This is a genomic window from Variovorax sp. FG153, from assembly GCF_057809595.1.
Genome location: NZ_JBMDKG010000006.1, coordinates 199,042 through 220,453, shown reverse-complemented (window position 1 = coordinate 220,453; position 21,412 = coordinate 199,042). Strand labels below are relative to the sequence as shown.

Genomic DNA, 21,412 nt, shown 5'->3' with positions numbered 1-21,412 from the left:
GGGAGGTCCTGCTATTGAGAGAGTCCGCGCAGGCGCGGGTTCCGGGCCAGCCGCGATGCGCTCGCGGCCAGCATGGCGGCGTCGATGGCGCCGCGGCGTTCGGCCTGCCGCGCGCAGTGCATCGCGTCGAAGTACTTGTCGTGGTCGTAGGCGACCAGCAGCAGGTCCACGCCGGCGTTCAGCGCACGCACCGTGGCGTTGCACAGGCCCCGGTCGTAGGCTGCACCCATCGTGAGATCGTCGGTGACGAGCAGGCCGTCGTGCCCCCACGCGCCGCGAATCACGGACTGCACGATTTTGCGCGAGAACGATGCCGGATGGTCGGGGTGGAGTTATGGAACGGTCACATGGGCGAGCATGACAGCCGCTTGTGTCGAAGCCGACACCTCTTGAAACGGTTTCCAGTCATGTGTTGCAAGTCGGGCCGTGGGTGTGCGCAGGAAGCCGGCTTCGTGGTGCGTGTCCTCGGCCACGCCGGCCAGTCCCGGAAAGTGCTTGAGCGTGCCTTGCACGCCGGCCGCTTCGAGGCCCTGCTCGTAGGCCCGCGCCACCTCGGCGACGAGGGCCGGGTCGGCCGAGATCGCGCGTTCGTCGATGCGGGTGTGCAGGTCCCAGCGGCCCGGCGCGCGGCCGGTGCGCAGGTCGACCACGGGGCTGAAGTTGAGCGTGATGCCCAGCGCGGCGAGCGCCCTGCCCTGCTGCTCGCCATAGGCACGGGCGCGTTGCGCGAGTTCGTTCTCGGGCACGTCGGCATCGATCAGGGTGGCGAGCGAAGGCTGGCGTTCGATCAGCGGCGAGAGCCGCGACACGGCGCCGCCTTCCTGGTCGGTCGCGACGATCAGCGGCGGCAGGCCGGCTTCCGTGCGCAAGTCTTGAAGGCTCGAGATCTCCTCGCGCAGCTGCGTCGCGCCGCGGCCCTTGACGTTGCGGCCGGTCACGAAGATGCCGCCGATCGTGCCGTGGCGCGCGAGCTCGCGCAGCATCGGCATCTCGGCGTTCTCGTAGCCGACGATGAAGTGCGCGCCGAGCCTGCGTGCCTGCGCGTCCGATGCGGCGAGCACTTCCGCGCGGCGCTGGCGGCTCGAGAGCTCGTCGGCTCCGCTGCAGAGCATCACCGCGCACAGCAGCCCGAGCAGCATCGGGCGCAGCGAACGGCGCGCGAAGCGCCAGACGATCGCCACGCCGCTGCCCGCGAGCGCGAGCAGCAGCGGTACTTCCCAGGAGCGCATGAAGCGCAGGTGCGGATCCTTCAGGTGCCAGGCCCAGAAGCAGAGGAAGGCGAGTGCCAGCCAGCCCAGGGCACCGAGCGCGACGCGCAGCGCTTTCATGTGGGATCGACGAGGGCCGCCGGCGCGGCCTCGGGCCGGCGCGACAGCGCATACCAGTCGACCTTGCGCGTCATCAGCATCAGCGCCGAGAGCATGCCGAAGATCAGCAGCGCACCGAGCAGCAGCGCATTGCTCTCGGAGGCCAGCAGTCCATAGAGCGCACCGTACAGCACCGCGACGAAGGCCGCGAAACCGGCGCCGCGCTTCCAGCTGCCGAGCACGGCGGAGAAGTAGATGCCCAGCAGCAGCACGCTCGCGCCGGCCGCGCCCGCATAGGCGAGCCAGAAGGCCAGCTTCTCCGAGAGCGCGAGCAGCAGCAGGAAGAAGATCGCGATCGACAGGCCCACCAGGCCGTACTGCACCGGATGCAGCCGCAGCTTGCGGAACAGCTCGAACATGAAGGCCGCCATCAGCACCAGGCCGATGAAGAGCGCGCCGTACTTGCCCGCGCGGGTGCTCATCGAATAGACATTGATCGGCTGCGCGAGCGAGACGTCGAAGCTCTGCGGATGGAAGGGCTGCGGGCCGGCGCGCACGTTGCCGTTGGCCGAGGCCGCCGCCACCTCGCCGCGGCCCGCGAGGTCGGCGCGCACCTGTTCGCGCGCCGAGCTCACGAGCGAGGACACGCGCCAGTGCGCATCGAAGCCCTGCGGCGTGACCTCGCGCTGGGCCGCGAGGAAGCGGCCGCCGAAGCTCGGATGGGCCCAGGGCGACTTCAGGTGCGCGCTGGTTTCCTCGGCGATCGGCACCATCGACAGGGTGTCCTGGCCGACCAGCGACAGCTTCATCTCGAAGGGCAAGGGTGCGCGCGTCTGCCAGGCGGCCAGCGCCGCGGCACCGAGCGGTGCGTGGATGCCGTTGGCGAACCAGGAATCGTCGGGCAGGCCGGGCACGCGCTGGCGCAGCCGCAGTTCGGCGCCGTTCACCGTCAGCGCGGGCGATCCGTCGAGGCCGCGCAGATCGCTCACGTTGAAGGCCACGAGCGGCGTCTTGAATTCGATCTTCGAATCGGGCTCGCTGTGCGCGACCGCCTCGGGGTCGAAGGCCGCGAAGCCGCCCGACAGGGTGGCGTCGAGCGTGTAGAACGGGATCTTGAAGATGCCGCGGTAGCGCTGCTGCGGCGTCATCGAGCCCTCGATGTGCAGCTTGTCGGGGAAGACCACGTGCGCCATCTCCTTGCTGCGCGCCTCCTGGCCGATCACCTTGCCCTGCGCGTCGCGCAGCGGCTCCATCCAGCGCTCGACATAGGGCACCAGCAGCAGCGGACCGACCACGGTCTGCGGGCCCGCGTAGGTGGCGGCCAGCTCGGCGGCGGCCTCGCGCTGGCTGTCGCCGCGCTCGTTGTTGATGCGGTCGATCTCGGCCAGCGGAATGCACAGCAGCAGCACCAGGAGCAGCAGCCCTCCCACCTTGGCCAGCATCGAATCCTTCAGAAGTTGCAGCATGTTTTTCTCTCCTCGTTGACGACGGACCGGATGCTCGCCGCGCGATCCGAAGCCCGTGTGAAGCGGGGCGGCGCGGCGACTTCACGCAGACTTCACACAACGCGGCGGACTTCAAGAAGCCTTCCCATTGCCTTCTCGCGGGCTGGCGACAGTGCGGGCCATCCGACAACCGACAAGAGGACCCGACATGCACACCCCCCTAGCCCATCGACCCGGCCGCTGGCTCTGGCTGGCGACACTGAGCCTCGCGATGGCGGGCTTCGTCGCGCTGAGCCTGAATCCCGTGCATGCGCAGGAAGCTGCCGCGCCGCGCCTGAAGACCGAGAGCCCCTATTTCTTCGTGAAGAGCGACGACCCCTCGATCGACCGGCTGCCGCTCAAGGGCACCGAGGTCTCGGTCAAGATTTCGGGCGTGATCGCCGACGTGACGGTGACCCAGACCTACCGCAACGAGGGCCAGCGCCCCATCGAGGCCAGGTACGTGTTTCCGGGCTCGACCCAGGCGGCCGTGAGCGGCCTCAACGTGCGCCTGGCCGACCGCCTGATCACCGCGCAGATCCGCGAGAAGCAGCAGGCGAAGATCGAATACGACACCGCCAAGCGCGAGGGCAAGACCGCCGCGCTGCTCGAGCAGCACCTGCCGAACGTGTTCCAGATGAACGTCGCCAACATCCTGCCGGGCGACGACGTGAAGGTGGAACTGCGCTACAGCGAGCTGCTGGTGCCGCAGTCAGGCAACTACGCCTTCGTGTTCCCCACCGTGGTGGGCCCGCGCTACAACAGCCCACAGTCCTCGAATGCGCAGGCGCCCTGGGTCGGCCAGCCCACGCTGCGCGCGGGCGTGGCGGCCGGCACCGCCTTCCAGCTCAAGGCCAGCATCGACACGCCGATGGGCCTGAAGGAGATCCGCTCGGCGACGCATGCCATCGAGGTGAAGAAGAGCGACGAGGACCGCCATGCCGAGATCGTGCTGGCGGCCGACGGCCGCCCGGCGGACAACCGCGACTTCGTGCTCGACTACCGGCTCGCGGGCGAGAAGATCGAATCGGGGCTGATGCTCTACAAGGGCCAGGGCGAGAACGCCGAGAACTTCTTCCTCGCGATGGTCGAGCCGCCCAAGGCCGTGGCCGCCAGCGCCATCTCGCCGCGCGACTACATCTTCGTGGTCGACATCTCGGGCTCGATGCATGGCTTCCCGCTCGACACCGCGAAGGTGGTGCTCGAGCGCCTGATCGGCGGCCTGCGTCCCAGCGACACCTTCAACGTGCTGCTGTTCTCGGGCAGCAACAGGATGCTGTCGCCGGCCTCGGTGCCCGCGACCCGCGCCAACATCGAACAGGCGCTGGCCACCATCAAGAACTTCAACGGCAGCGGCAGCACCGAGTTGATCCCGGCACTGAAGCGCGTGTATGCGGAACCGAAGGACGAGAAGGTCTCGCGCACCGTGGTGGTAGTGACCGATGGCTACGTGACGGTGGAGCGCGAGGCCTTCGAACTGGTGCGCAACAACCTCTCGAAGGCCAACGTGTTCGCCTTCGGCATCGGCTCCTCGGTCAACCGCAGCCTGATGGAAGGCATCGCGCGCGCCGGCATGGGCGAGCCCTTCATCATCACCGACCCGGTGCAGGCGCCCGAGCAGGCCGCGCGCTTTCGCCGCATGGTCGAGTCGCCGGTGCTGACCAGCGTGAAGGCCACCTTCGGCGGGCTCGACGTGTACGACGTGGAGCCGCAGGCGCTGCCTGATGTGCTGGGCGAACGTCCGGTGATCGTGTTCGGCAAGTGGCGCGGTGAAGCGCGGGGACGCGTGATCGTCGAGGGCCAGGGTGCCGAGGGCCCATACCGCCAGGAAGTGCGCATCGATGCGCGCACGCGCCAGGACACGGCTGCGCTGCGCACGCTGTGGGCGCGCCATCGCATCCAGAGCCTCAGCGACCAGGAAGCGCTCGAAGGCAGCGCCGCCTTCAAGGACCGCATCACCGAGCTCGGCCTCAAGTACAGCCTGCTGACCCAGTACACCAGCTTCATCGCGGTCGACAAGGTGGTGCGCAATGCCGCGCCGCAGGACAGCGCCAGCGTGAACCAGCCGCTGCCGATGCCACAGGGCGTGAGCGACAGCGCGGTGGACGGCGGCGCGCTCGGCGCCGAGGTGCCGAGCACCCCCGAGCCCGAGACGCTGGGCGCGATCGCGGTCGTGCTCTCGGTGCTGGCGATGCTGCGCCGCCGCGCGCGCCGCCACGATGCGCGCCGCTTCACGGCTTGAGCGGGGGCACGACACCATGTCACTGGCTACGCTGGCCCATCGCCATCCACGCGTCGTGGATTGGGGCATCCGCATCGACCGTTTTCCGGCCGCCGGCTGGCTGGCCCTGCAGTTCGCCGCGCTCGCGCCCACCTGGGCCTGGATGCTGCGGCGCATGGTCGACGGGTCGGACGATCCGCTCGGGCTGCTGGCGCTGGTCGCGCTCGCGGCATTGGCCTGGCAATGCCGCGGCGAGTTGCGTGCCGCGCCGCGGCTGGGCTGGCTCGCATTGGCCGGCACCGGCACGCTCGCGGCGACCGTGCTGCGCACCGGCCTCGGTGGTCTGCCCGCGCTGCCGCCGCTCGCGGCCGGTTTGCTGGCGGTGCTGTCGCTGGCGGCGGGCCTCATGGCCTTCCTGCCGCGCCGCGTGGCGGCCGTGCCGGTCGCGGGTCTCGCGGTGCTGGCGCTGCCGCTGCTGTCCTCGCTGCAGTTCTACGCCGGCTATCCGCTGCGCGTGGTGACGGCCGAGGCCAGCCGCTGGCTGCTGGCTCCGGGCTTCGAGGTGGTGCGCGAAGGCAGCACCCTGCTGATCGATGGCCGGATGGTGATCGTCGACGCGCCGTGCTCGGGCGTGCAGATGGTCTGGCTCGGCTACTTCACGGCCTGCGCCGTCGCGCTGTGGGCGCGGCGCGCCGACCGTGGCTTCCTGGCCCGGCTGCCGCTGGTCGGCCTCGCGGTGCTGGCCGGCAACATCGTGCGCAACAGCGTGCTGATCGCCTGCGAGGGCGCCGGCCATCCGCTGGCGCCGTGGGCGCACAACGCGCTGGGCCTGGCGGTGCTGGCGCTGGTGTGCAGTGCCATCGCGCGGCTGATGGCGCGCGAGCGAAGCCGCGCGGGCCTCGACTTCGTCATGCGGCCCGTTCCGGGCCTGATCACCACCCAGGGAGGCCGCCGTGTCGACACTGCCCATTGAGCGCATGTTCGAGCGCTTGTTCGCGAACCATTTCATCAACCGCATGGGCCACAAGACGCTGTTCGCCGCCGCCATGCTGCTGTGCATCCTGTGGTCGACCGCCGCCGCGCTGCGCACGCCGAGGGAAGCCGAGCCGGTGGCGGCCACGATCGAATGGCCGCGCGAATGGGAGGGCGCCGCGCTGCGTCCGCTCGCGCTCAGCGAGGTGGAGCAGCGCTTCGCCGACCGCTTTCCGGGCGCCATCGGCCGCATGACCGACGGCCGCCAGACCCTGGTGATGCGCGAGGTGCGCCAGCCCACGCGCATGCTGCATCCGGCGGCCGACTGCTACCGCGCGCTCGGCTACCGCATCGCGCAGGAGCGGCTGGAGCACCAGGTGCAGGCCGGCGAGCCGAATTTGTGGCGCTGTTTTGTTGCGCAACGGCACGGTGGGCAAAAGTTACGCGTCTGCGAGCGCATCGTCGACGCCGATGGCGCCGCTTTCACCGACACTTCAGCCTGGTACTGGGCGGCAGCCAGCGGCCGGTCGAACGGACCGTGGCAAGCCGTCACCGTGGCGAGACCGATGTGAACCCGTTGCTGAAAAAGACCCTTCGATTCTTCCTCTTCGGCCTGCTGGCCCTGGTGATCACGGCCGGCGTGGCGATCTTCCTGATCGTCAAGCTGGCGCTGGCCCCCGCGCCCGGCGAATGGCGCACCACGGTGAAGGCCGGCCCGTTCGCCTTCGAGACTGGCGTGCCGACCGCGGTGCGCATCGCCACCTCGCCCTGGTTCGCGCCCTGGCTCGACGGCCGCTCGCTCGACACCGGCCACGGCACCGTGCGCTTCGCCTGGAAGGCGGCCGACGAACTGCTCGAGCTGCATTGCGCGCCATGCAGCGTCGAGCTGCCGGCGCTGGGCGCGCAGCCGATCCGCGTGCAGCAGCTGGTGGCCACGGTGCGCCGCGACGGCAACACGCTCAACGGCACGCTCGGCGCCACGCCGCAGGGATCGCCCGCGGGCGATCCCGCCGCCACGCTGCACGGCAAGTGGGAAGGCCGCCTGGCGCCGAAGAACCTGCAGCTCAGCGTCGACATCCAGGACGCGCCGATCGCGCGCTGGTACGCGGTGCTGGTGCCCGGCCTGCCCGAGCTGCAGCGCGCGCGCATCGGCGGCACGCTGGCGCTGCGCGGCCACGTCGTGCTGCCCGAAGCCACCTTCTCGGTGCTGCCCACCATCAGCCAGTTCACGGTCGAAGGCCTGGGCACCGAGGCCATGCTGGGCGCGCGCACCAGCTGCGGCCCCTCGGCCAGGCTGACCAACGACAGCTGGCTCGCGCGCGCGGTCATCGCCGCGGAGGACCAGCGCTTCTTCACCCACGCCGGCTACGACCTGACCGAGATCCTGGCCTCGATCGACAACAACCAGAAGGAAGGCGCGCAGAAGCGCGGCGGCAGCACGCTCACGCAGCAGCTCGCGAAGCTGCTGGCGACCGGCAGCGAACGCACGGCCGAACGCAAGCTGCGCGAGCTGCTCTACGCGGTCGAGATGGAGCAGACGCTGGGCAAGGCGCGCATTCTGCAGCTCTACCTCGACAACGCGCCCTGGGGCGGCAACCTCTGCGGCGCGGAAGCCGCGGCCAAGCGCTATTTCAAGCGCAGCGCGCGCAGCCTTGAGCCCGCACAGGCGGTCTGGCTCGCGGCCATGCTGCACAAGCCACAGGCGGTGCTCGAGCAGTGGCGACGCGACGGCGCCATCGATCCCGACCGCGTGAAGTGGGTGGCCGAAGGCGTGCGCGGCATCAGCCGCAACCAGCGCGAGGCATTGCTCAAGAGCGTGGCCAGTGCGAAGTTCGCGCCGCCGGAGCCCAATCCATGAGCGCCGAGGTCGAAGCGATCGAGCGTGCCACGGTCGCGGCCGTGTCGCCCGATGCGCTCGGCGACATCGAGGGCTGGCTGCTGCCCTTCGACCACGGCACGGTCTCGCGTGCCCGCTCGGCCGTGCCGCTGCGCCATGCGCCGGCGGCCGAAGGCACGCTCGAGCGGATCGAGCAGCGCTATGCCGCGCAGGGGCTTCCGCCCATGTTGCGGCTGGCCGATCTCGCCTGCTTCGACGGCCTGCGCGCCGAGCTCGAAGCCCGGCGCTATCGCGGCGCCAGGCCCACGCTGGTGCAGACCACCACCTTGCGCCGGATGCAGGCCGTGGCACCGGCCGGCGCGCTGCCGGCCGAGGTCGACACCGCGCCCGACGAGGCCTGGGCGGCGCTGTTCCTCGGCGAGGGTTTCGATCCCGTGGACGGCGCCCACCGCGTGCGCGTGCTGGCGCGTGCCCAGGGTTCGCTCTATGCGAGCGTGCGCGAGGGCGGCCGCACCGTGGCCGCGGGCGCGATGGCCTTCGGCCATGGCTGGGCCAGCGTGCACGGCATGCGCACCGACGCCGCCCAGCGCGGCCGCGGCCTGGCCGGGCGCGTGCTCGCGGGGCTGGCGCGGGTGGCGCTCGAGCGAGGGTTCGACAAAGTGTTCCTGCAGGTCGAGGCGCAGAACGATCCCGCGCTGGCGTTGTACCGGCGCGCCGGTTTCGAGACACGCTGGCAGTACCGCTACTGGCAGCCTTCGACCTGAAGCGGCAGGCTCAGTCGCGCGGCTCGAGCTCCAGCCCGAAACGCACCTCGTCCAGCGCCGCGTCGACCAGCGCCAGCGGATCGTCGAAGCCCGGCGCGAGCTTGAGGATGCCGCGCAGCCGGTGATCGATCAGCAGCACCGCGAGCCCGTGCACATAGCCCCAGGCCGAGGTCATCTGCATGGCTTCGGCATTGCTCAGCGAGGTGGGCGGGCTGTCGGGCAGCCGCGGCGCGCCGCCGATGATCGAGGCCATCACGCGCATCGCCTCGGCGGCCGCGGCGCCCAGCACGGGATGCAGCATGTCGATCTTCTCGGTGCGGAACATCAGCCCGAACAGCGCCGGGTTCCCGTGCGCGAAATGCACGTAGGCGCGGCCGATCGCGTTGCGCCGCGCGCTGGCGTCGGCACCCTCGGGCGCCGAGGTGCGCATCGCGTCGGCCAGGCGATGGAACCCCACGGCGGCGAGCGAACTCAACAGGCCGGTGGTGTCGCCGAAGTGGTGCTTGGGCGCTGTGTGCGACACGCCCGCTTCGCGCGCGATCGCGCGCAGGCCGAGCCCGGCGATGCCGTCGCGCCGCAGCACGGTCTCGGCCGCGGCCAGCAAGGCATCGGGCAGGGCGCCGTGGTGGTAGCGACGGGCCGGCGCGGCTGGCGAAGATTCGGCGGTGGCCGATTCCGTGGAACGGGAACGGCGCGAACGGGAAGCAGCAGGCATCCAAAAATCTTACCACTGGAAAAATGTCTTGACTTCACCGGATGGCTCGACGATATTTCCACTGGAAAGATAAGCCCTCCCAGCTTTTCCACCCCTACACCGGCCCCGGCCGACGATCCGAAGGAACCCCGATGAACGATGCCGTCACCCGCAGCGCCCCGCCTTCCAACCTGGGCCCGATCGACTTCGAGACCGACGTCGGCCCGCTGCCGCTCCAGGGCACGCTGCCCGCCGGCCTGCGCGGCACGCTGGTGCGCAACGGCCCGAACCCGGTGGCGCCCGACCCGCGCGCCCACTGGTTCGCCGGCGACGGCATGCTGCATGCCTTCCACGTCGCCGACGGCGCGGTGCATTACCGCAACCGCTGGGTGCGCACCCAGCGCTGGCAGGCCACGGTTGAAGGGCAGGAACGGCGCCGCGTCGGCTTCCAGAGCACCGAGGGCGAGGCACCCAAGCGCGAGGACGACGGGACCGGCAACACCAACGTGATCGGCCATGCCGGCCGCATGCTCGCGCTCGAGGAAGCGCACCTGCCGATCGCGATGACGCTGCCCGGGCTCGACACGCTCGGCGCCACCGACCTCGACGGCCGCCTGCACGGCAGCTTCACGGCCCATCCCAAGACCGATCCGCGCACCGGCGAGCTGCTGTTCTTCGGCTACGGCACGCCCGCGCCGCTGTCGGCGGGCATGAGCTTCGGCAGCATCGCGGCCGACGGCCGCGTCACGCGCTTCGAGAGCTTCGAGGCGCCCTATGCCAGCATGGTCCACGACTTCATGGTGACCGAGGGCCACGTGATGTTCCCGATCATGCCGATCACCGCCAGCCTCGAGCGCGCGCAGCAGGGCCGCCCGCCCTATGCCTGGGAGCCCGAGTTCGGCACCCGCGTCGGCCTGATGCCGCGCGGTGGCGGCAGCGCCGACATCGTCTGGTGGCGCGGCCCGGCCTGCTACGTGTTCCATGTGATGAATGCCTGGGAGGCCGACGGCAGCCTGTACGCCGACGTGATGCAGTTCGACACCCCGCCGCTGTTCCCGCGGCCCGACGGCTCGCCGATCGGCGCGGGCGATCCGCCCGCGCGCCTGGTGCGCTGGCAGTTCGAGCTCGCGAACCCGGCGCGCGAGTTCACGCGCACCGTGCTCGATCCGCGCCCCGGCGAATTCCCGCGCATCGACGAGCGCTTCGCCGGCCTGCCCTACCGCCACGGCTGGTACGTGCTGCGCGAGGACGAGGGACCGGCCGAGGCGCGGCGCAACTTCGCGGGCCTCGCGCACGTCGACCATGCCAACGGCGAGCGCGGCATCTACAAGCTGCCCGTTCCCGACACGATGTCGGAGGCCGTGTTCGTGCCGCGCTCGGCGCAGGCCGAGGAAGGCGATGGCTGGCTGCTCGCCACGATCTGGCGCGGCGCCACCAACACCAGCGAGCTCGCCGTCTTCGATGCGCGCGCCGTGGCCAACGGCCCGCTGTGCACCGCCGCGCTGCCGCACCGCGTGCCCGCGGGCTTCCATGGCAACTGGTTCGATGCCGCGGGCAGCGTGCCCGGCGCCGGCGCGCTGGCCGACGCCCAACCCACCGTCCGCTTCGGAGCGTCGTCATGAGCATGCTGCTGGCCTTCGCGCCCTTCATCGTCTTCGCGCTGTGCGACCGCCTGCTCGGCGTGGTGCCAGCGCTCTCGGCCGCGGCGGCGCTGTCGGCGGTGCTGCTGCTGCGCGACTGGCTCACGCCCAAGCGCACGGTCAAGGTGCTCGAGATCGGCACCGTGCTGCTGTTCGGCGGCCTGGCCGTGTTCGCGCTCGCCACCCACACCGAATGGTCGCTGCTCGGCGTGCGGCTGCGCGTCGACGCGGGACTGCTGCTGGTGGTGCTGGCCTCGATGGCCATCGGCCAGCCCTTCACCCTGCAGTACGCGAAGGAGCAGACGCCCCCCGAGATCTGGGTGCTGCCGGGTTTCAAGCTGATCAACATGGTCATCACCGCCGCCTGGGCCGTGGCCTTCGCGCTGATGGTGCTGGCCGACGTGGCGATGGTCTACGTGCCCTCGCTGCCGCTGTGGGTGGGCATCGCGGTCACGGTCGCGGCCATCGTCGGCGCGATCCGCTTCACGCAGTGGTACCCCGAGCACATGCGCGCGCGCTTCGAGGCCGCGGCCGGAGGCTGAGCGCCCGCCCCCACGGGTGGCGCGGTCGGGCCATTGGTGCCACCATGGCCGGATGACCCACACGAACCACCATCATCTCCACCATCCCACCGAGCCCGTGGCCGCGCCGCGCGGCATCGACCACATCGTGGCCGGTGTGTCGGCCAGCGATGGCGACGGCGTGAAGCTCACGCGCGTGCTCGGGCAGCCGCTGCAGAAGCGGCTCGATCCCTACCTCATGCTCGATGCCTTCGGCAGCGACAACCCCGGCGACTACGTCGGCGGCTTTCCGAACCATCCGCACCGCGGCTTCGAGACGGTCACCTACATGATCGCCGGCCGCATGCGGCACCGCGACAGCGCGGGCCACGAGGGCCTGCTCGAGAACGGCGGCGTGCAATGGATGACCGCGGGCCGTGGCCTGGTGCACAGCGAGCTGCCCGAGCAGCAGGAGGGCCTGATGGAAGGCTTCCAGCTCTGGCTCAACCTGCCGGCCGACGAGAAGCTGCGCGAGCCCTGGTACCGCGACATCCAGAGTGCCGAGATTCCCGAGTTCACCACCGCCGAGGGCGTGCACGTGCGCGTGATCGCCGGCGCGAGCCACGGCATCGAGGGCGCCGTGCGGCGCGAGCGCACCGAGCCGCTGTACCTCGACATCACGCTGCCGCCGGGCGCCGAGTTCGCCCAGCCGCTGCCGCCGTCGCACAACGCGCTGGTCTACGTGTTCCGCGAATCGCTGTGGATCGCGGGCAGCGAGGTGCCGACGCGGCGCATGGCCATCCTCGCGAACGAGGCCGGCAGCGACGGCGTGCTGCTGCGCGCCGGCTCGACCAACCACAGCCCGGCGCGCGCGCTGCTGATCGCGGGCCACCCGTTGAACGAACCCATCGTGCAGTACGGCCCGTTCGTGATGAACACGCCCGAGCAGATCAAGCAGGCGGTCGACGACTTCCGCCAGGGCCGCTTCGGCTGAGCCGGCGCCGACGCGGCGGTGCGGCCTGCGCCTACCGCGTGTCGGCATGGAAGGCGGCGCGCGGGGCCGGTTGGGGCTTCTACCTTGCCCGCATGCCCCCCACGATCCGAAAAGGACAGGCGCCCGCCACGCTGCAGCGCGCCGAGTTCCACGAACGCTTCATGCAGGACTTCCAGGACCCGGCCTTCCAGGCCGAGTCCGAATCGCTGCGGCGCATCGAGCTGATCGCCTGGGAGGCCTATCAAGAGGGCCGCAAGGCGCCCGTCACGCGCAAGGCCGGGCCCGGCTATGCCGACCCCGACTACGAGCTCTCGGTCGACTGGCTCGAGGCCAAGGCGCGCATCGACGCGGCGCACGCGAAATGGGCCGATCCGCAGAGTCATTCGCGCGTGCTGCTGGTCAACGGCTCGCCGCGCAACGACGGCACCTGCCCCGGCGAGATCTCCAAGACCTGGCGGCTGACGCAGATCGCGCGCGAGGTGCTCGAGGGCAGCGGCGTGAAGACCGACCTGCTCGACCTGAGCCTCCTGACCTCCGACTACGGCCGCGAGATCCATCCGTGCAAGGGTTGCGTCTCGACCGCGATGCCGCTGTGCCACTGGCCCTGCAGCTGCTATCCCAACCATTCGCTGCGCCAGACCGGCGACTGGATGAACGAGATCTACGAGCGCTGGACCGCCGCGCATGGCGTGATCGTGCTCACGCCGGCCCACTGGTACCAGGCCACGAGCCCGCTCAAGCTGATGATCGACCGGCTGGTGTGCGCCGACGGCGGCAACCCCGACCCCACCAGCACGCACGGCAAGAAGCCCGAGGAGGCCAAGGCGCTCGAGCTCGAGGGCTGGGGCTATCCCAAGCACCTCGATGGCCGGGCCTACGGCGTGGTGGTGCACGGCGACGTGGCCGGCATCGAGAGCGTGCGGCGCAACCTCTGCGACTGGCTCGACTGGATGGGATTGATCGATGCGGGCAACGCAGCGCAGCTCGACCGCTACATCGGCTACTACGAGCCCTATGCCACCAGCCACGACACGCTCGATGCCGATGCCGACGTGCAGGAGGAGGTGCGCAACGTCGCGCGCGCGGTGGCGCAGGCGGTGCGGCAGCTGCGTACCGGCAAGCTCAAGTCGCCTGACCGGGGCCTGAAGAAGCCGCGCCCGAAGTAGCCGGCGGAAGAAATCGGCGAGCCCCGCGGCCGCCCATTCACCATTCTTTACGCAGGCTCACGCAGGGCTCACCGACGGGTTACAGAAGGCTTCCACACTTCGTCTCACCAGCTGCCCATCGGCGGCGGTTCTTCGAAAGGAAGCACTCTCATGATTTCTCTTCGCCAACGCATCCTCTGGGCCGGCCTGCTGGGCTCGGCCGCCCTCGCATCGTCGGGCGCCTTCGCCCAGACGCCGGCGCCCACGGCCGCGGCTCCCACCGCCGCCGTGGCGCAGGCGGACGGCGCGGCACCGCAAGGCAAGGCCCGCGCCGAGCACAAGCGCATGGACCCGGCCAAGCGCTTCGAGCGCATGCAGGAGCACCGTGCCAAGCGCCTCGCGGCCCTCAAGGACAAGCTGAAGCTCAATGCCTCGCAGGAAAGCGCCTGGTCCAGCTACACCAGCGCGACCCAGCCGGCCGGCCCGCGTCCCGATGGCCAGCGCATGACCCGCGCCGACTTCGCCAAGCTGACCACGCCGCAGCGCATCGAACGCATGCAGGCCCGGCAGGCCGAACGCAGCGCGATGTTCGCCAAGCGCGCCGACGCCACGAAGTCCTTCTACGCCGCGCTGACGCCCGAGCAGCAGAAGACCTTCGACGCCGAGACGATGCACTTCGGCGGCCACGGCCACCGTTTCCATCGCGGCGGCCACGACGCGCAACCCGCCAAGGGTTGAGCCGCTCCCGCCGTCATGACCGGTCCTGGCGGCCGGTCGTGAACGAAAAAGGCCCGCAACGCTTCGCGGGCCTTTGTCGTTGGCGACCCCGTTTACTTGGGCGTGCCGGTCTTCTCGGTCGGGTTGGTCGGCACCGCCGGGCGTTCGCCCGGCTGGCCGAAGTGCGGCTTCACCTTGCGCGTCTGCTGGCTCACTTCCCAGCGCGACTGCTCGCCGGTCGGTGCCATCACCATGTTCGGCTGGCCGTTCATCGTGGTGCTGGCCTCGCCCTTGGGCACCAGCGTGTTGGTGTTGTTGCGGTTGTGGGCGCGCGCCTCGGCCTTCACGGCCTCGCGCGACACCGGCTCGAAGCCGTCGGGGCGCTGGGTGGGGTTGGCCACGCCCGTGGCGGACTGCGTGCTGGCCTGGCCGCCCACCGCCGGATCGGGCGCTGCGGGCATCGAGGAGGTCTGCGCCATCGCGAAGCCGCCCGCGCCCATCAGGCCGGCCAGCAGGGTCGCTCGAAGAAGTCGTTGCTGTGCGTGTTTCATGGTCGGGTCCTTTTCTGTCTCTGGTAGTGAGTAGGTGAGAAATCCCGGGCGTCTTTCGCGACGCCCTGAGGTCACCGTAGGAGTGGCCCCGCGCGGCCCGTGTGGGGATGGGGCAGGCCTGCCTGTAGGAACCGGCCGTCGGGGTGCGCAGGTGTCGCGGGCCCTGCGCGTCGGATGGCCGGACGGCGCCAAGAGAAGGTGGCGCGTTCCTACAGGCGGGGTGGATGCGGCCACGTACAAACATCATCGATGTCCTCTCCACCGACGATCTTTTCGACCGAAACCGACCCCGCGGCCGCGGCGGCGAACCCGCCTGCCCCCGTGGCGGCCGCCGGCAATGCCGCCGCGCCGGTGTCGCTGAAGGTGATGACGGTGAACACGCACAAGGGCTTCACCGCGCTCAACCGCAAGTTCATCCTGCCCGAGCTGCGCGACGCGGTACGCACCGTGGGCGCCGACGTGGTGTTCCTGCAGGAGGTGCTGGGCACCCACTCGCGCCATTCGCGCCGCGTGAGCAACTGGCCCGAGGCGCCGCACTACGAATTCCTGGCCGACACCATGTGGCCGCAGTTCGCCTACGGGCGCAACGCGGTCTATCCCAAGGGCCACCACGGCAATGCGCTGCTGTCGAAGTTTCCGATCGTGCATCACCGCAACCACGACGTGTCGGTGGCCGGGCCCGAGAAGCGCGGGCTGCTGCACTGCGTGCTGCGCCTGCCGGGCCGGACGGTCGACGTGCATGCGATCTGCGCCCACCTCGGCCTGGCCGAGGCGCATAGGCAGCAGCAGCTCGAGTTGCTGTGCCATATCGTGCGCGACGAGGTGCCGGCCGATGCGCCGCTGATCGTGGCGGGCGATTTCAACGACTGGCGCGGCCGCGCGCATGCGACGCTGGCCGAGGGCGCGTCGTTGCGCGAGGTGTTCGTGCATGCGCACGGCCATGCGGCCAAGACCTTCCCCTCGCGCTTCCCGGTGCTGCCGCTGGACCGCATCTACGTGCGCAATGCCGGCGTGCACGCGCCGGTGGTGCTGCCGCGCCGGCCCTGGTCGCACCTGTCCGACCACGCGCCGCTGGTGGCCGAGATCGATCTCTGAAGGCGCATCCATCCATGAGCAACGGCAATCCCTGGGTCGCGGGCAACCGCATCGAGCTGCTGGAGAACGGCGAGCAGTTCTTTCCGCGCGTGTTCGAGGCGATCCGCGCCGCGCAACGCGAGGTGGTCATCGAGACCTTCATCCTGTTCGAGGACAAGGTGGGTCTGGACCTGCACGCCGCGATGCGCGAGGCGGCACGGCGCGGCGTGAAGGTCGACCTGATGATCGACGGCTTCGGCTCGCCCGATCTCTCGCGCGAGTTCCTCGAGGAACTGAGCCAGGCCGGCGTGAAGGTGCGCGTGTTCGATCCGGGTCATCGCTTCCTCGGCCAGCGCCTGAACGTGTTCCGCCGCATGCACCGCAAGATCGTGGTGATCGACGGCGAGCGCGCCTTCGTCGGCGGCATCAACTACTCGGCCGACCACTTGATGGACTTCGGCCCCAAGGCCAAGCAGGACTACGCGGTCGAGCTCACCGGACCGATCGTGGCGCAGATCCACCATTTCGCGCTGCGCGCGATCGCGGTCGGCGGCAAGGGACCGGGCTGGTTCCGGCGCCGGCTCAGGCAGGCACCGCCCGTGGGCGACACGGTGGCCGGCGATGTCGAAGCGATGTTCGTCACGCGCGACAACCGTCACCACACCAACGACATCGAGCGCCACTACCGCGCCGCGATCCGCAGCGCGCGCGAGCGCATCGTGATCGCCAACGCCTACTTCTTCCCGGGCTATCGCCTGATCAAGGAGTTGCGGCGCGCCGCGCGGCGCGGCGTCGACGTGCGGCTGATCCTGCAGGGCGAGCCCGACATGCCGATCGTGAAGACGGCCGCGAGCATGCTCTACCACCACCTGCTGCACGCGGGCGTGCGCATCTACGAATACTGCGAGCGGCCGCTGCACGGCAAGGTCGCGCTGATGGACGACCGCTGGAGCACCGTGGGCTCGAGCAACCTCGACCCGCTGAGCCTGTCGCTCAACCTCGAAGCCAACGTGGTGGTGCGCGACACGGCCTTCAACGCGCTGCTGCACGAACGGCTCGACCACCTGATGCAGCACAGTTGCAAGCAGATCGACACGGCCGACCTCGCGAGCGAATGGAGCGGCTGGCGGCTGGTGCGCAGCTTCTTCATCTTCCACCTGATGCGCTGGTATCCCTCGCTGCTCGGCTGGCTGCCGCGCCACGTGCCGCGGCTCAAGCCGGTGGAAGTCACCGACATGGGCGACCGGCGGCGCCGTGACCACGGCGACGGGGTCGAGGGCGCGCCCGCGTCGACGGAGGCCGCATGACGGCGGCGGCTGGCGGCCGCCTGCATGCGTTGCCCGCCAGCGGCTGGCGCCGCGCCTGGCCCTGGGCCAAGCGAACGCTGGTGTGGGGCTTCTTCGGGCTCGTGGCCTGGCTGCTGGTGAACCAGGCGCGTTCCATCGACTGGCACGAGGTCGGCGACGCGATCGCCGCGCTGCCTTTGCCGACGCTGCTCGGCGCCGGTCTGCTCGCGGCCTGCAGCTTCGCGCTCTACAGCACCTACGACCTGTTGGGGCGCCACCTCACGGGCCACCCCTTGCGTGCCGGCACCGTGATGGGCGTGACCTTCATCAGCTACGCCTTCAACCTCAACCTCGGTTCGCTGGTGGGCGGCGTGGCCTTCCGCTACCGGCTCTATTCGCGGCTGGGCTTGCGCAACGACACCATCACGCGCGTGCTGGGCTTCAGCATGCTCACCAACTGGATCGGCTACCTCGTGATGGCCGGTGCCGCCTTCTTCTTCTGGCCGCTGGGCCTGCCGCCGGCATGGAAGGTGGATGGCGAGGAGTTGCGGCTGCTGGGCGCGGCGCTGCTGGTGCTGGCCGCGGTCTATCTGCTGGTGTGCGCCTTCGCGCACGAGAAGCGCTGGCATGTGCGCGGGCACGTGCTGCGCACGCCGACCCTGCGCATGGCGCTGCTGCAGTTCCTGCTGTCGTGCGCCAACTGGTCGCTGATCGGTGGCGTGATCTGGCTGCTGCTGCAGGGCCAGGTGGCTTATCCGCAGGTGCTGGCCGTGCTGTTGGTGGCCGCCGTGGCCGGCGTGATCACCCACGTGCCGGCGGGGCTCGGCGTGCTGGAGGCGGTGTTCGTCGCGCTGCTCGCGCACCAGGTGGCCGAGGCGCAGCTGCTGGCCGCCCTGCTCGCCTACCGCGGCCTCTACTACCTGCTGCCGCTGGTGGTGGCAACGCTGGCCTATTTCGCGACCGAGTGGCGCGCGCGGCGCGGGCGCCGGGCCCGCATCGCGCATCAGAAGTGATAGGTGTAGCGCACCCGCACGAAGTTCTCGCCGGGGTTGGGCTTCTTGATGCCGCCGTTGGAGAAGTGCTGCACGCGCAGCGACAGGTCGTGTTCCCCATGCTCACCGAAGCTGCGGCCCACGCCGAGCACTTCGGTGAACTGGAAGGCGGTGCTGAAGCTGCGGTCGGGCGTCCGGTAGACATGGTCCATCACGCTGCCGCCCACGCCGCCTTCGACGTACCAGGGCGAAGTGCCCTGGGCGAAGCGCCAACGCCAGGTGTAGATGGCGCCGATCTGCACGTAGTCGCGCCGGCCGTCGTCGAGTGCGGGCGCGTGCCAATCGCTGAGGAAGACGTCCCAGTAGGTGGTGAGCGCGCCTTCCTGCACCGGCTGTCGCGGTGACCACGGCAGCGTCATCCCGACGGTGAAGGAATTGGTGCTGCCCATCTGGCTGTGGGGGGCGCGTCCGCCTTCCACGTAGAAGCCGCGCTGGCTGTCCTCGAAGGCGTGGGCGCTGGCGCCCAGCAAGCCCAGCAGTCCGGCCAGCGCGGCGGCACGGAGCGGGGCGGGTGTGTTGAATCTCATGATCCGGATCGCAAAAGCGAATGATGAAAACCGAGAGGCCATATTCACTTTGCGTTCAGTTTTGTGTCGTGCCGATGCGCGATTTCCACCTCGAGGAGTAGGACTTCGCCAACAACACGTGCGAAACGCCACGGAATGCGCTCAGGTTCTTGTTGCACTGCAGCATTCGCAACGCGCCAAGCCTATAGTGGGCCGATCTCCCTCGCAGGCATTACGCCGCTCTCCACGATGTCGTCCACTTCTTCCCTTCCCTCCTTCAGCGTTTCGTCGTGGCCGCTGTGGCCGCTGCGCGAATGGACCGAGCTCGCGCTCAAGACGCAGGAGATGCTGCTGTCGTCGGGCACCGTGATCCGCCTGCGCACCGAGCGCATCGCGCAGGCGGGGCTCGCGCCGAGTGCCGACGACCTGGCCGAATTCCGGCGCATGGGCGACGAGAAGCTCGAGGCGGCGCATGCCTCGGGTTTCGCGATGGCGCGGCAATGGCACAGCAGCCAGATCGGCCTCGCGAGCCGCATCTGCCAGCAGTGCCTGCATGGCGCCGCGGCCTTTCTTTCGCTGGCCGGCAGCGTGACGCCGGCGCAGGCGGCCGAGCATGGCGATGCGCTGATCCGCGCCGCCTCGCGCGCCGCGCACGCGGCCCAGCGCTGGCCGAACAGCACGGCGCGCATCGCGAGCGAGGGATTGAAGCCGATCCACGCGGTGGCCACCGCCAACGCGCGGCGGCTCGGCGCGCAGCAGGCCGAGGGCTGAGCGCTCCGCTCAGCCGCGCGCGGGCATCAGCGTCAGCAGCGTGATCTCGGACGGCGCGCCGAAGCGCTTGGGCGGGCCCCAGTAGCCGGTGCCGCGGCTCACGTAGATCCACATGTCCTGCAGCCGGTGCAGGCCCGCCGTGAAGGGCTGCTGCATCGGCACGAACAGGTTCCACGGGAAGAACTGGCCGCCGTGCGTGTGGCCCGAGAGCTGCAGCTGGAAGCCGGCCGCGGCCGCCTTCGGCGCGCTGCGCGGCTGGTGCGCGAGCAGCACGCGCGTGTGCACCAGCGGCGGCGCGTCGTCGAGCGCGCGCTGCGGATCGCTCTCGTGCGAGGCGTCGAAGTGGCCCGCCGTGTAGTCGGTCACGCCGGCCAGCACCAGCTGGCTCTCGAAGGTTTCCTCGTCGTTCTGCGCGCCGCGCACGTTGCGCGTCTGCAGCACCACGTGCTCGTTGAGCAGCACCTGCAGCCCGAGGCGGCGCAGCTCGTCGATCCAGGCATGGGCGCCCGCGTAGTACTCGTGGTTGCCGGTCACCACGAAGGTGCCGTGGCGCGCGCGCAGCCCCGCCAGCGGCGCGATGTGCTCGCGCAACTCGGGCACGGTGCCGTCGACGAGATCGCCGGTGATCGCGATCGCGTCGGCGCCGAGCCGGTTCACCGCGTCGACGATGCGCTGGATGTAGCTGTTGCGGATGGTCGGGCCGACGTGGATGTCGCTGAGCTGCACGATCGTGAAGCCCTTGAGCGCGGCCGGCAGCCCGCGGATCGGCACGTCGACGTGCTTCACGTCCGCGGTGCGGCGCGCATTGACGAAGCCGATCAGCGAGACCAGCGTGGCCAGCCCGAACACGGCCAGCGCGCTCCAGGGCCGCAGCGTGTCCCACGGCACCGCGAGGCCGGCCACGCGCTGCGCGATCCAGGCCAGCAGCAGGCCGGCGTCGCGCGCCAGCGTCAGAACGAACAGCGAGGAGAACCAGCCCATGCTCAGCAGGCCGGTCCATTGCAGCGCGGCGTGCAGCGGCTTCTTGCGCGGCGCGTGCCGCGACAGGAAGGGCAGCGGGATGGTCAGCGCCGACACCGCCAGCGCCAGCAGGCCGATCGGCCAGGCCGGCGTGAGCCCCGCGGCCGCGGGCAGCAGACGCAGGGCGATATAGGCATGCAGGAGCGCGGTCAGCACGCTCAGGGGACGGATCGGCATCGGGGCAATGGGTTCGGGCACTGCCCGGGACACGCCATCTGCAAGGCGCATGCCGTGCATTCAAGTCGACGTAACGCTATTTTTTCAATAGCGCAGCATGCCCGGATAGCGGGTGCCGTGCCGCCCGCGGCGAGGTGAGCGCATGCATGCGGTGCCCGAGCCGCCGTGGCTGCGTGCGCTTACTGCACCGCGCGCGTGCCGGCCGCGGCCATGTCGGTGCCCGCCGGCCAGAGGAAAGTGGCCTTGGTGGGTTCGCCGAAGACCACGTGCAACGGCTGCTTGAGCGTCTGGCCGCGCAGCGTGGCCTCGACCTGGTAGCTGCCGGGCTCGAGGCGCGCCACCATGAACGGTCCGCCGGCCACCACGTTGTCGAGCAGGGCCACGCCACGGCCATCGCGCACCGTGACGTGGACGTCGGCCGCGAAGTCCGCGCCCTGGTGATCCTTGATCGCGAATTCGAAGCTCGCCGGCCAGCGCGGCAGGACAGTTTCCATCAGCTTCGCCTCGTCGCTGCCGATGCCGCCGCTCATGTACTCGATGCCATGCGACATGCGGATCGGCGGGTTGAACGCAGCCTGGGCCGAGGAAGCGAGCGCGCCGAACGCGAGGGCGCCGCACAGCAGGGCGGCGGCCAGGGGCCGCGCGCGCGGTGAAATCAGGGGGGTCATGGTGAGTCCTTTCTTTCCTTGCTCTCGTGGCG

At 70.3% G+C, this 21,412-nt stretch carries 20 protein-coding genes and 1 pseudogene; 14 read left to right on the top strand and 7 right to left on the bottom strand.

Going from position 1 to position 21,412, the window contains the following annotated elements:
- Positions 1–11: 11 nt before the first annotated feature.
- Both ACODT0_RS10130 and creD read right to left on the bottom strand, forming a co-directional pair.
- Positions 12–983, bottom strand: a pseudogene (locus tag ACODT0_RS10130) (glycoside hydrolase family 3 N-terminal domain-containing protein).
- Positions 984–1,324: 341 nt separating this feature from the next.
- Positions 1,325–2,773, bottom strand: a complete 1,449-nt coding sequence (gene creD / locus ACODT0_RS10125; protein ID WP_489041174.1) for a cell envelope integrity protein CreD — start codon at positions 2,771–2,773, stop codon at positions 1,325–1,327.
- Between the two features lie 187 nt (positions 2,774–2,960).
- Between creD and ACODT0_RS10120 the strand changes: the two genes are divergently transcribed.
- From ACODT0_RS10120 to ACODT0_RS10100, 5 genes are read left to right on the top strand one after another with little or no spacing between them, the layout of a single operon-like run.
- A complete protein-coding gene (locus ACODT0_RS10120; protein WP_489041173.1) occupies positions 2,961–5,033 on the top strand; it encodes a VIT and vWA domain-containing protein in 2,073 nt (690 codons plus the stop codon).
- A 16-nt stretch (positions 5,034–5,049) separates the two neighbouring features.
- Positions 5,050–5,985, top strand: a complete 936-nt coding sequence (gene xrtQ, locus ACODT0_RS10115) for an exosortase Q (RefSeq protein WP_489041172.1) — start codon at positions 5,050–5,052, stop codon at positions 5,983–5,985.
- 4 nt (positions 5,986–5,989) lie between these two features.
- Positions 5,990–6,556, top strand: coding sequence for a hypothetical protein (locus tag ACODT0_RS10110; RefSeq protein ID WP_057591838.1), 567 nt, complete (start codon positions 5,990–5,992; stop codon positions 6,554–6,556).
- A 5-nt stretch (positions 6,557–6,561) separates the two neighbouring features.
- The gene (locus tag ACODT0_RS10105; protein WP_489041171.1) at positions 6,562–7,842 is read left to right on the top strand and encodes a biosynthetic peptidoglycan transglycosylase; all 1,281 of its coding nucleotides are present in this window, start codon (positions 6,562–6,564) and stop codon (positions 7,840–7,842) included.
- The gene (locus tag ACODT0_RS10100; RefSeq protein ID WP_489041170.1) at positions 7,839–8,585 is read left to right on the top strand and encodes a GNAT family N-acetyltransferase; all 747 of its coding nucleotides are present in this window, start codon (positions 7,839–7,841) and stop codon (positions 8,583–8,585) included. Before ACODT0_RS10105 ends, ACODT0_RS10100 begins: the two co-directional genes overlap by 4 nt.
- 10 nt (positions 8,586–8,595) lie before the next feature.
- On the opposite strand, the gene ACODT0_RS10095 is transcribed toward ACODT0_RS10100, so the two are convergent.
- Positions 8,596–9,300, bottom strand: coding sequence for a TetR/AcrR family transcriptional regulator (locus ACODT0_RS10095; protein ID WP_489041169.1), 705 nt, complete (start codon positions 9,298–9,300; stop codon positions 8,596–8,598).
- Between the two features lie 131 nt (positions 9,301–9,431).
- On the opposite strand from ACODT0_RS10095, the gene ACODT0_RS10090 reads away from it, so the two are divergent.
- The 5 genes from ACODT0_RS10090 to ACODT0_RS10070 all read left to right on the top strand — a co-directional run bounded on the left by ACODT0_RS10090 (position 9,432) and on the right by ACODT0_RS10070 (position 14,296).
- Positions 9,432–10,901, top strand: a complete 1,470-nt coding sequence (locus ACODT0_RS10090) for a carotenoid oxygenase family protein (RefSeq protein ID WP_489041168.1) — start codon at positions 9,432–9,434, stop codon at positions 10,899–10,901.
- The gene (locus ACODT0_RS10085; protein WP_057591841.1) at positions 10,898–11,461 is read left to right on the top strand and encodes a hypothetical protein; all 564 of its coding nucleotides are present in this window, start codon (positions 10,898–10,900) and stop codon (positions 11,459–11,461) included. The genes ACODT0_RS10090 and ACODT0_RS10085 overlap by 4 nt, the downstream gene beginning before the upstream one ends.
- A gap of 52 nt (positions 11,462–11,513) precedes the next feature.
- Complete coding sequence (locus tag ACODT0_RS10080) at positions 11,514–12,413, top strand: pirin family protein (RefSeq protein WP_057591842.1); 900 nt, start codon at positions 11,514–11,516, stop codon at positions 12,411–12,413.
- A gap of 92 nt (positions 12,414–12,505) precedes the next feature.
- Positions 12,506–13,579 (top strand): flavodoxin family protein, encoded by a 1,074-nt coding sequence (locus tag ACODT0_RS10075; RefSeq protein WP_479671191.1) that lies wholly within the window; start codon positions 12,506–12,508, stop codon positions 13,577–13,579.
- Between the two features lie 150 nt (positions 13,580–13,729).
- On the top strand, positions 13,730–14,296 hold the full coding sequence (locus ACODT0_RS10070; RefSeq protein ID WP_479671190.1) for a Spy/CpxP family protein refolding chaperone: 567 nt from the start codon (positions 13,730–13,732) through the stop codon (positions 14,294–14,296).
- Between the two features lie 92 nt (positions 14,297–14,388).
- Here ACODT0_RS10070 and ACODT0_RS10065 read toward each other — a convergent pair whose 3' ends face one another.
- Entirely contained in the window at positions 14,389–14,826 is a 438-nt protein-coding gene (locus ACODT0_RS10065; protein ID WP_057591845.1) for a hypothetical protein, read from the bottom strand.
- 249 nt (positions 14,827–15,075) lie between these two features.
- On the opposite strand from ACODT0_RS10065, the gene ACODT0_RS10060 reads away from it, so the two are divergent.
- Genes ACODT0_RS10060 through ACODT0_RS10050 form a run of 3 tightly spaced genes read left to right on the top strand, consistent with a single transcriptional unit; the run spans position 15,076 to position 18,199 of the window.
- Positions 15,076–15,921, top strand: coding sequence for an endonuclease/exonuclease/phosphatase family protein (locus ACODT0_RS10060; RefSeq protein ID WP_057591846.1), 846 nt, complete (start codon positions 15,076–15,078; stop codon positions 15,919–15,921).
- A 14-nt stretch (positions 15,922–15,935) separates the two neighbouring features.
- Positions 15,936–17,207, top strand: coding sequence for a cardiolipin synthase ClsB (clsB, locus tag ACODT0_RS10055; RefSeq protein WP_489041167.1), 1,272 nt, complete (start codon positions 15,936–15,938; stop codon positions 17,205–17,207).
- Positions 17,204–18,199: a lysylphosphatidylglycerol synthase domain-containing protein gene (locus ACODT0_RS10050; RefSeq protein ID WP_489041166.1), complete on the top strand. Its 996-nt coding sequence runs from the start codon at positions 17,204–17,206 to the stop codon at positions 18,197–18,199. Before clsB ends, ACODT0_RS10050 begins: the two co-directional genes overlap by 4 nt.
- Here the strand turns inward: ACODT0_RS10050 and ACODT0_RS10045 are convergent.
- Complete coding sequence (locus ACODT0_RS10045; protein WP_489041165.1) at positions 18,190–18,765, bottom strand: acyloxyacyl hydrolase; 576 nt, start codon at positions 18,763–18,765, stop codon at positions 18,190–18,192. The genes ACODT0_RS10050 and ACODT0_RS10045 overlap by 10 nt on opposite strands.
- Positions 18,766–18,993: 228 nt before the next feature.
- Between ACODT0_RS10045 and ACODT0_RS10040 the strand changes: the two genes are divergently transcribed.
- Positions 18,994–19,515 (top strand): polyhydroxyalkanoate granule-associated phasin, encoded by a 522-nt coding sequence (locus tag ACODT0_RS10040; RefSeq protein ID WP_489041164.1) that lies wholly within the window; start codon positions 18,994–18,996, stop codon positions 19,513–19,515.
- A gap of 9 nt (positions 19,516–19,524) precedes the next feature.
- Here the strand turns inward: ACODT0_RS10040 and ACODT0_RS10035 are convergent, their stop codons facing one another.
- Both ACODT0_RS10035 and ACODT0_RS10030 read right to left on the bottom strand, forming a co-directional pair.
- Positions 19,525–20,772 (bottom strand): metallophosphoesterase, encoded by a 1,248-nt coding sequence (locus ACODT0_RS10035; protein ID WP_296733152.1) that lies wholly within the window; start codon positions 20,770–20,772, stop codon positions 19,525–19,527.
- A 119-nt stretch (positions 20,773–20,891) separates the two neighbouring features.
- Positions 20,892–21,380 (bottom strand): hypothetical protein, encoded by a 489-nt coding sequence (locus ACODT0_RS10030; RefSeq protein ID WP_057591851.1) that lies wholly within the window; start codon positions 21,378–21,380, stop codon positions 20,892–20,894.
- Between the last annotated feature and the right edge of the window lie 32 nt (positions 21,381–21,412).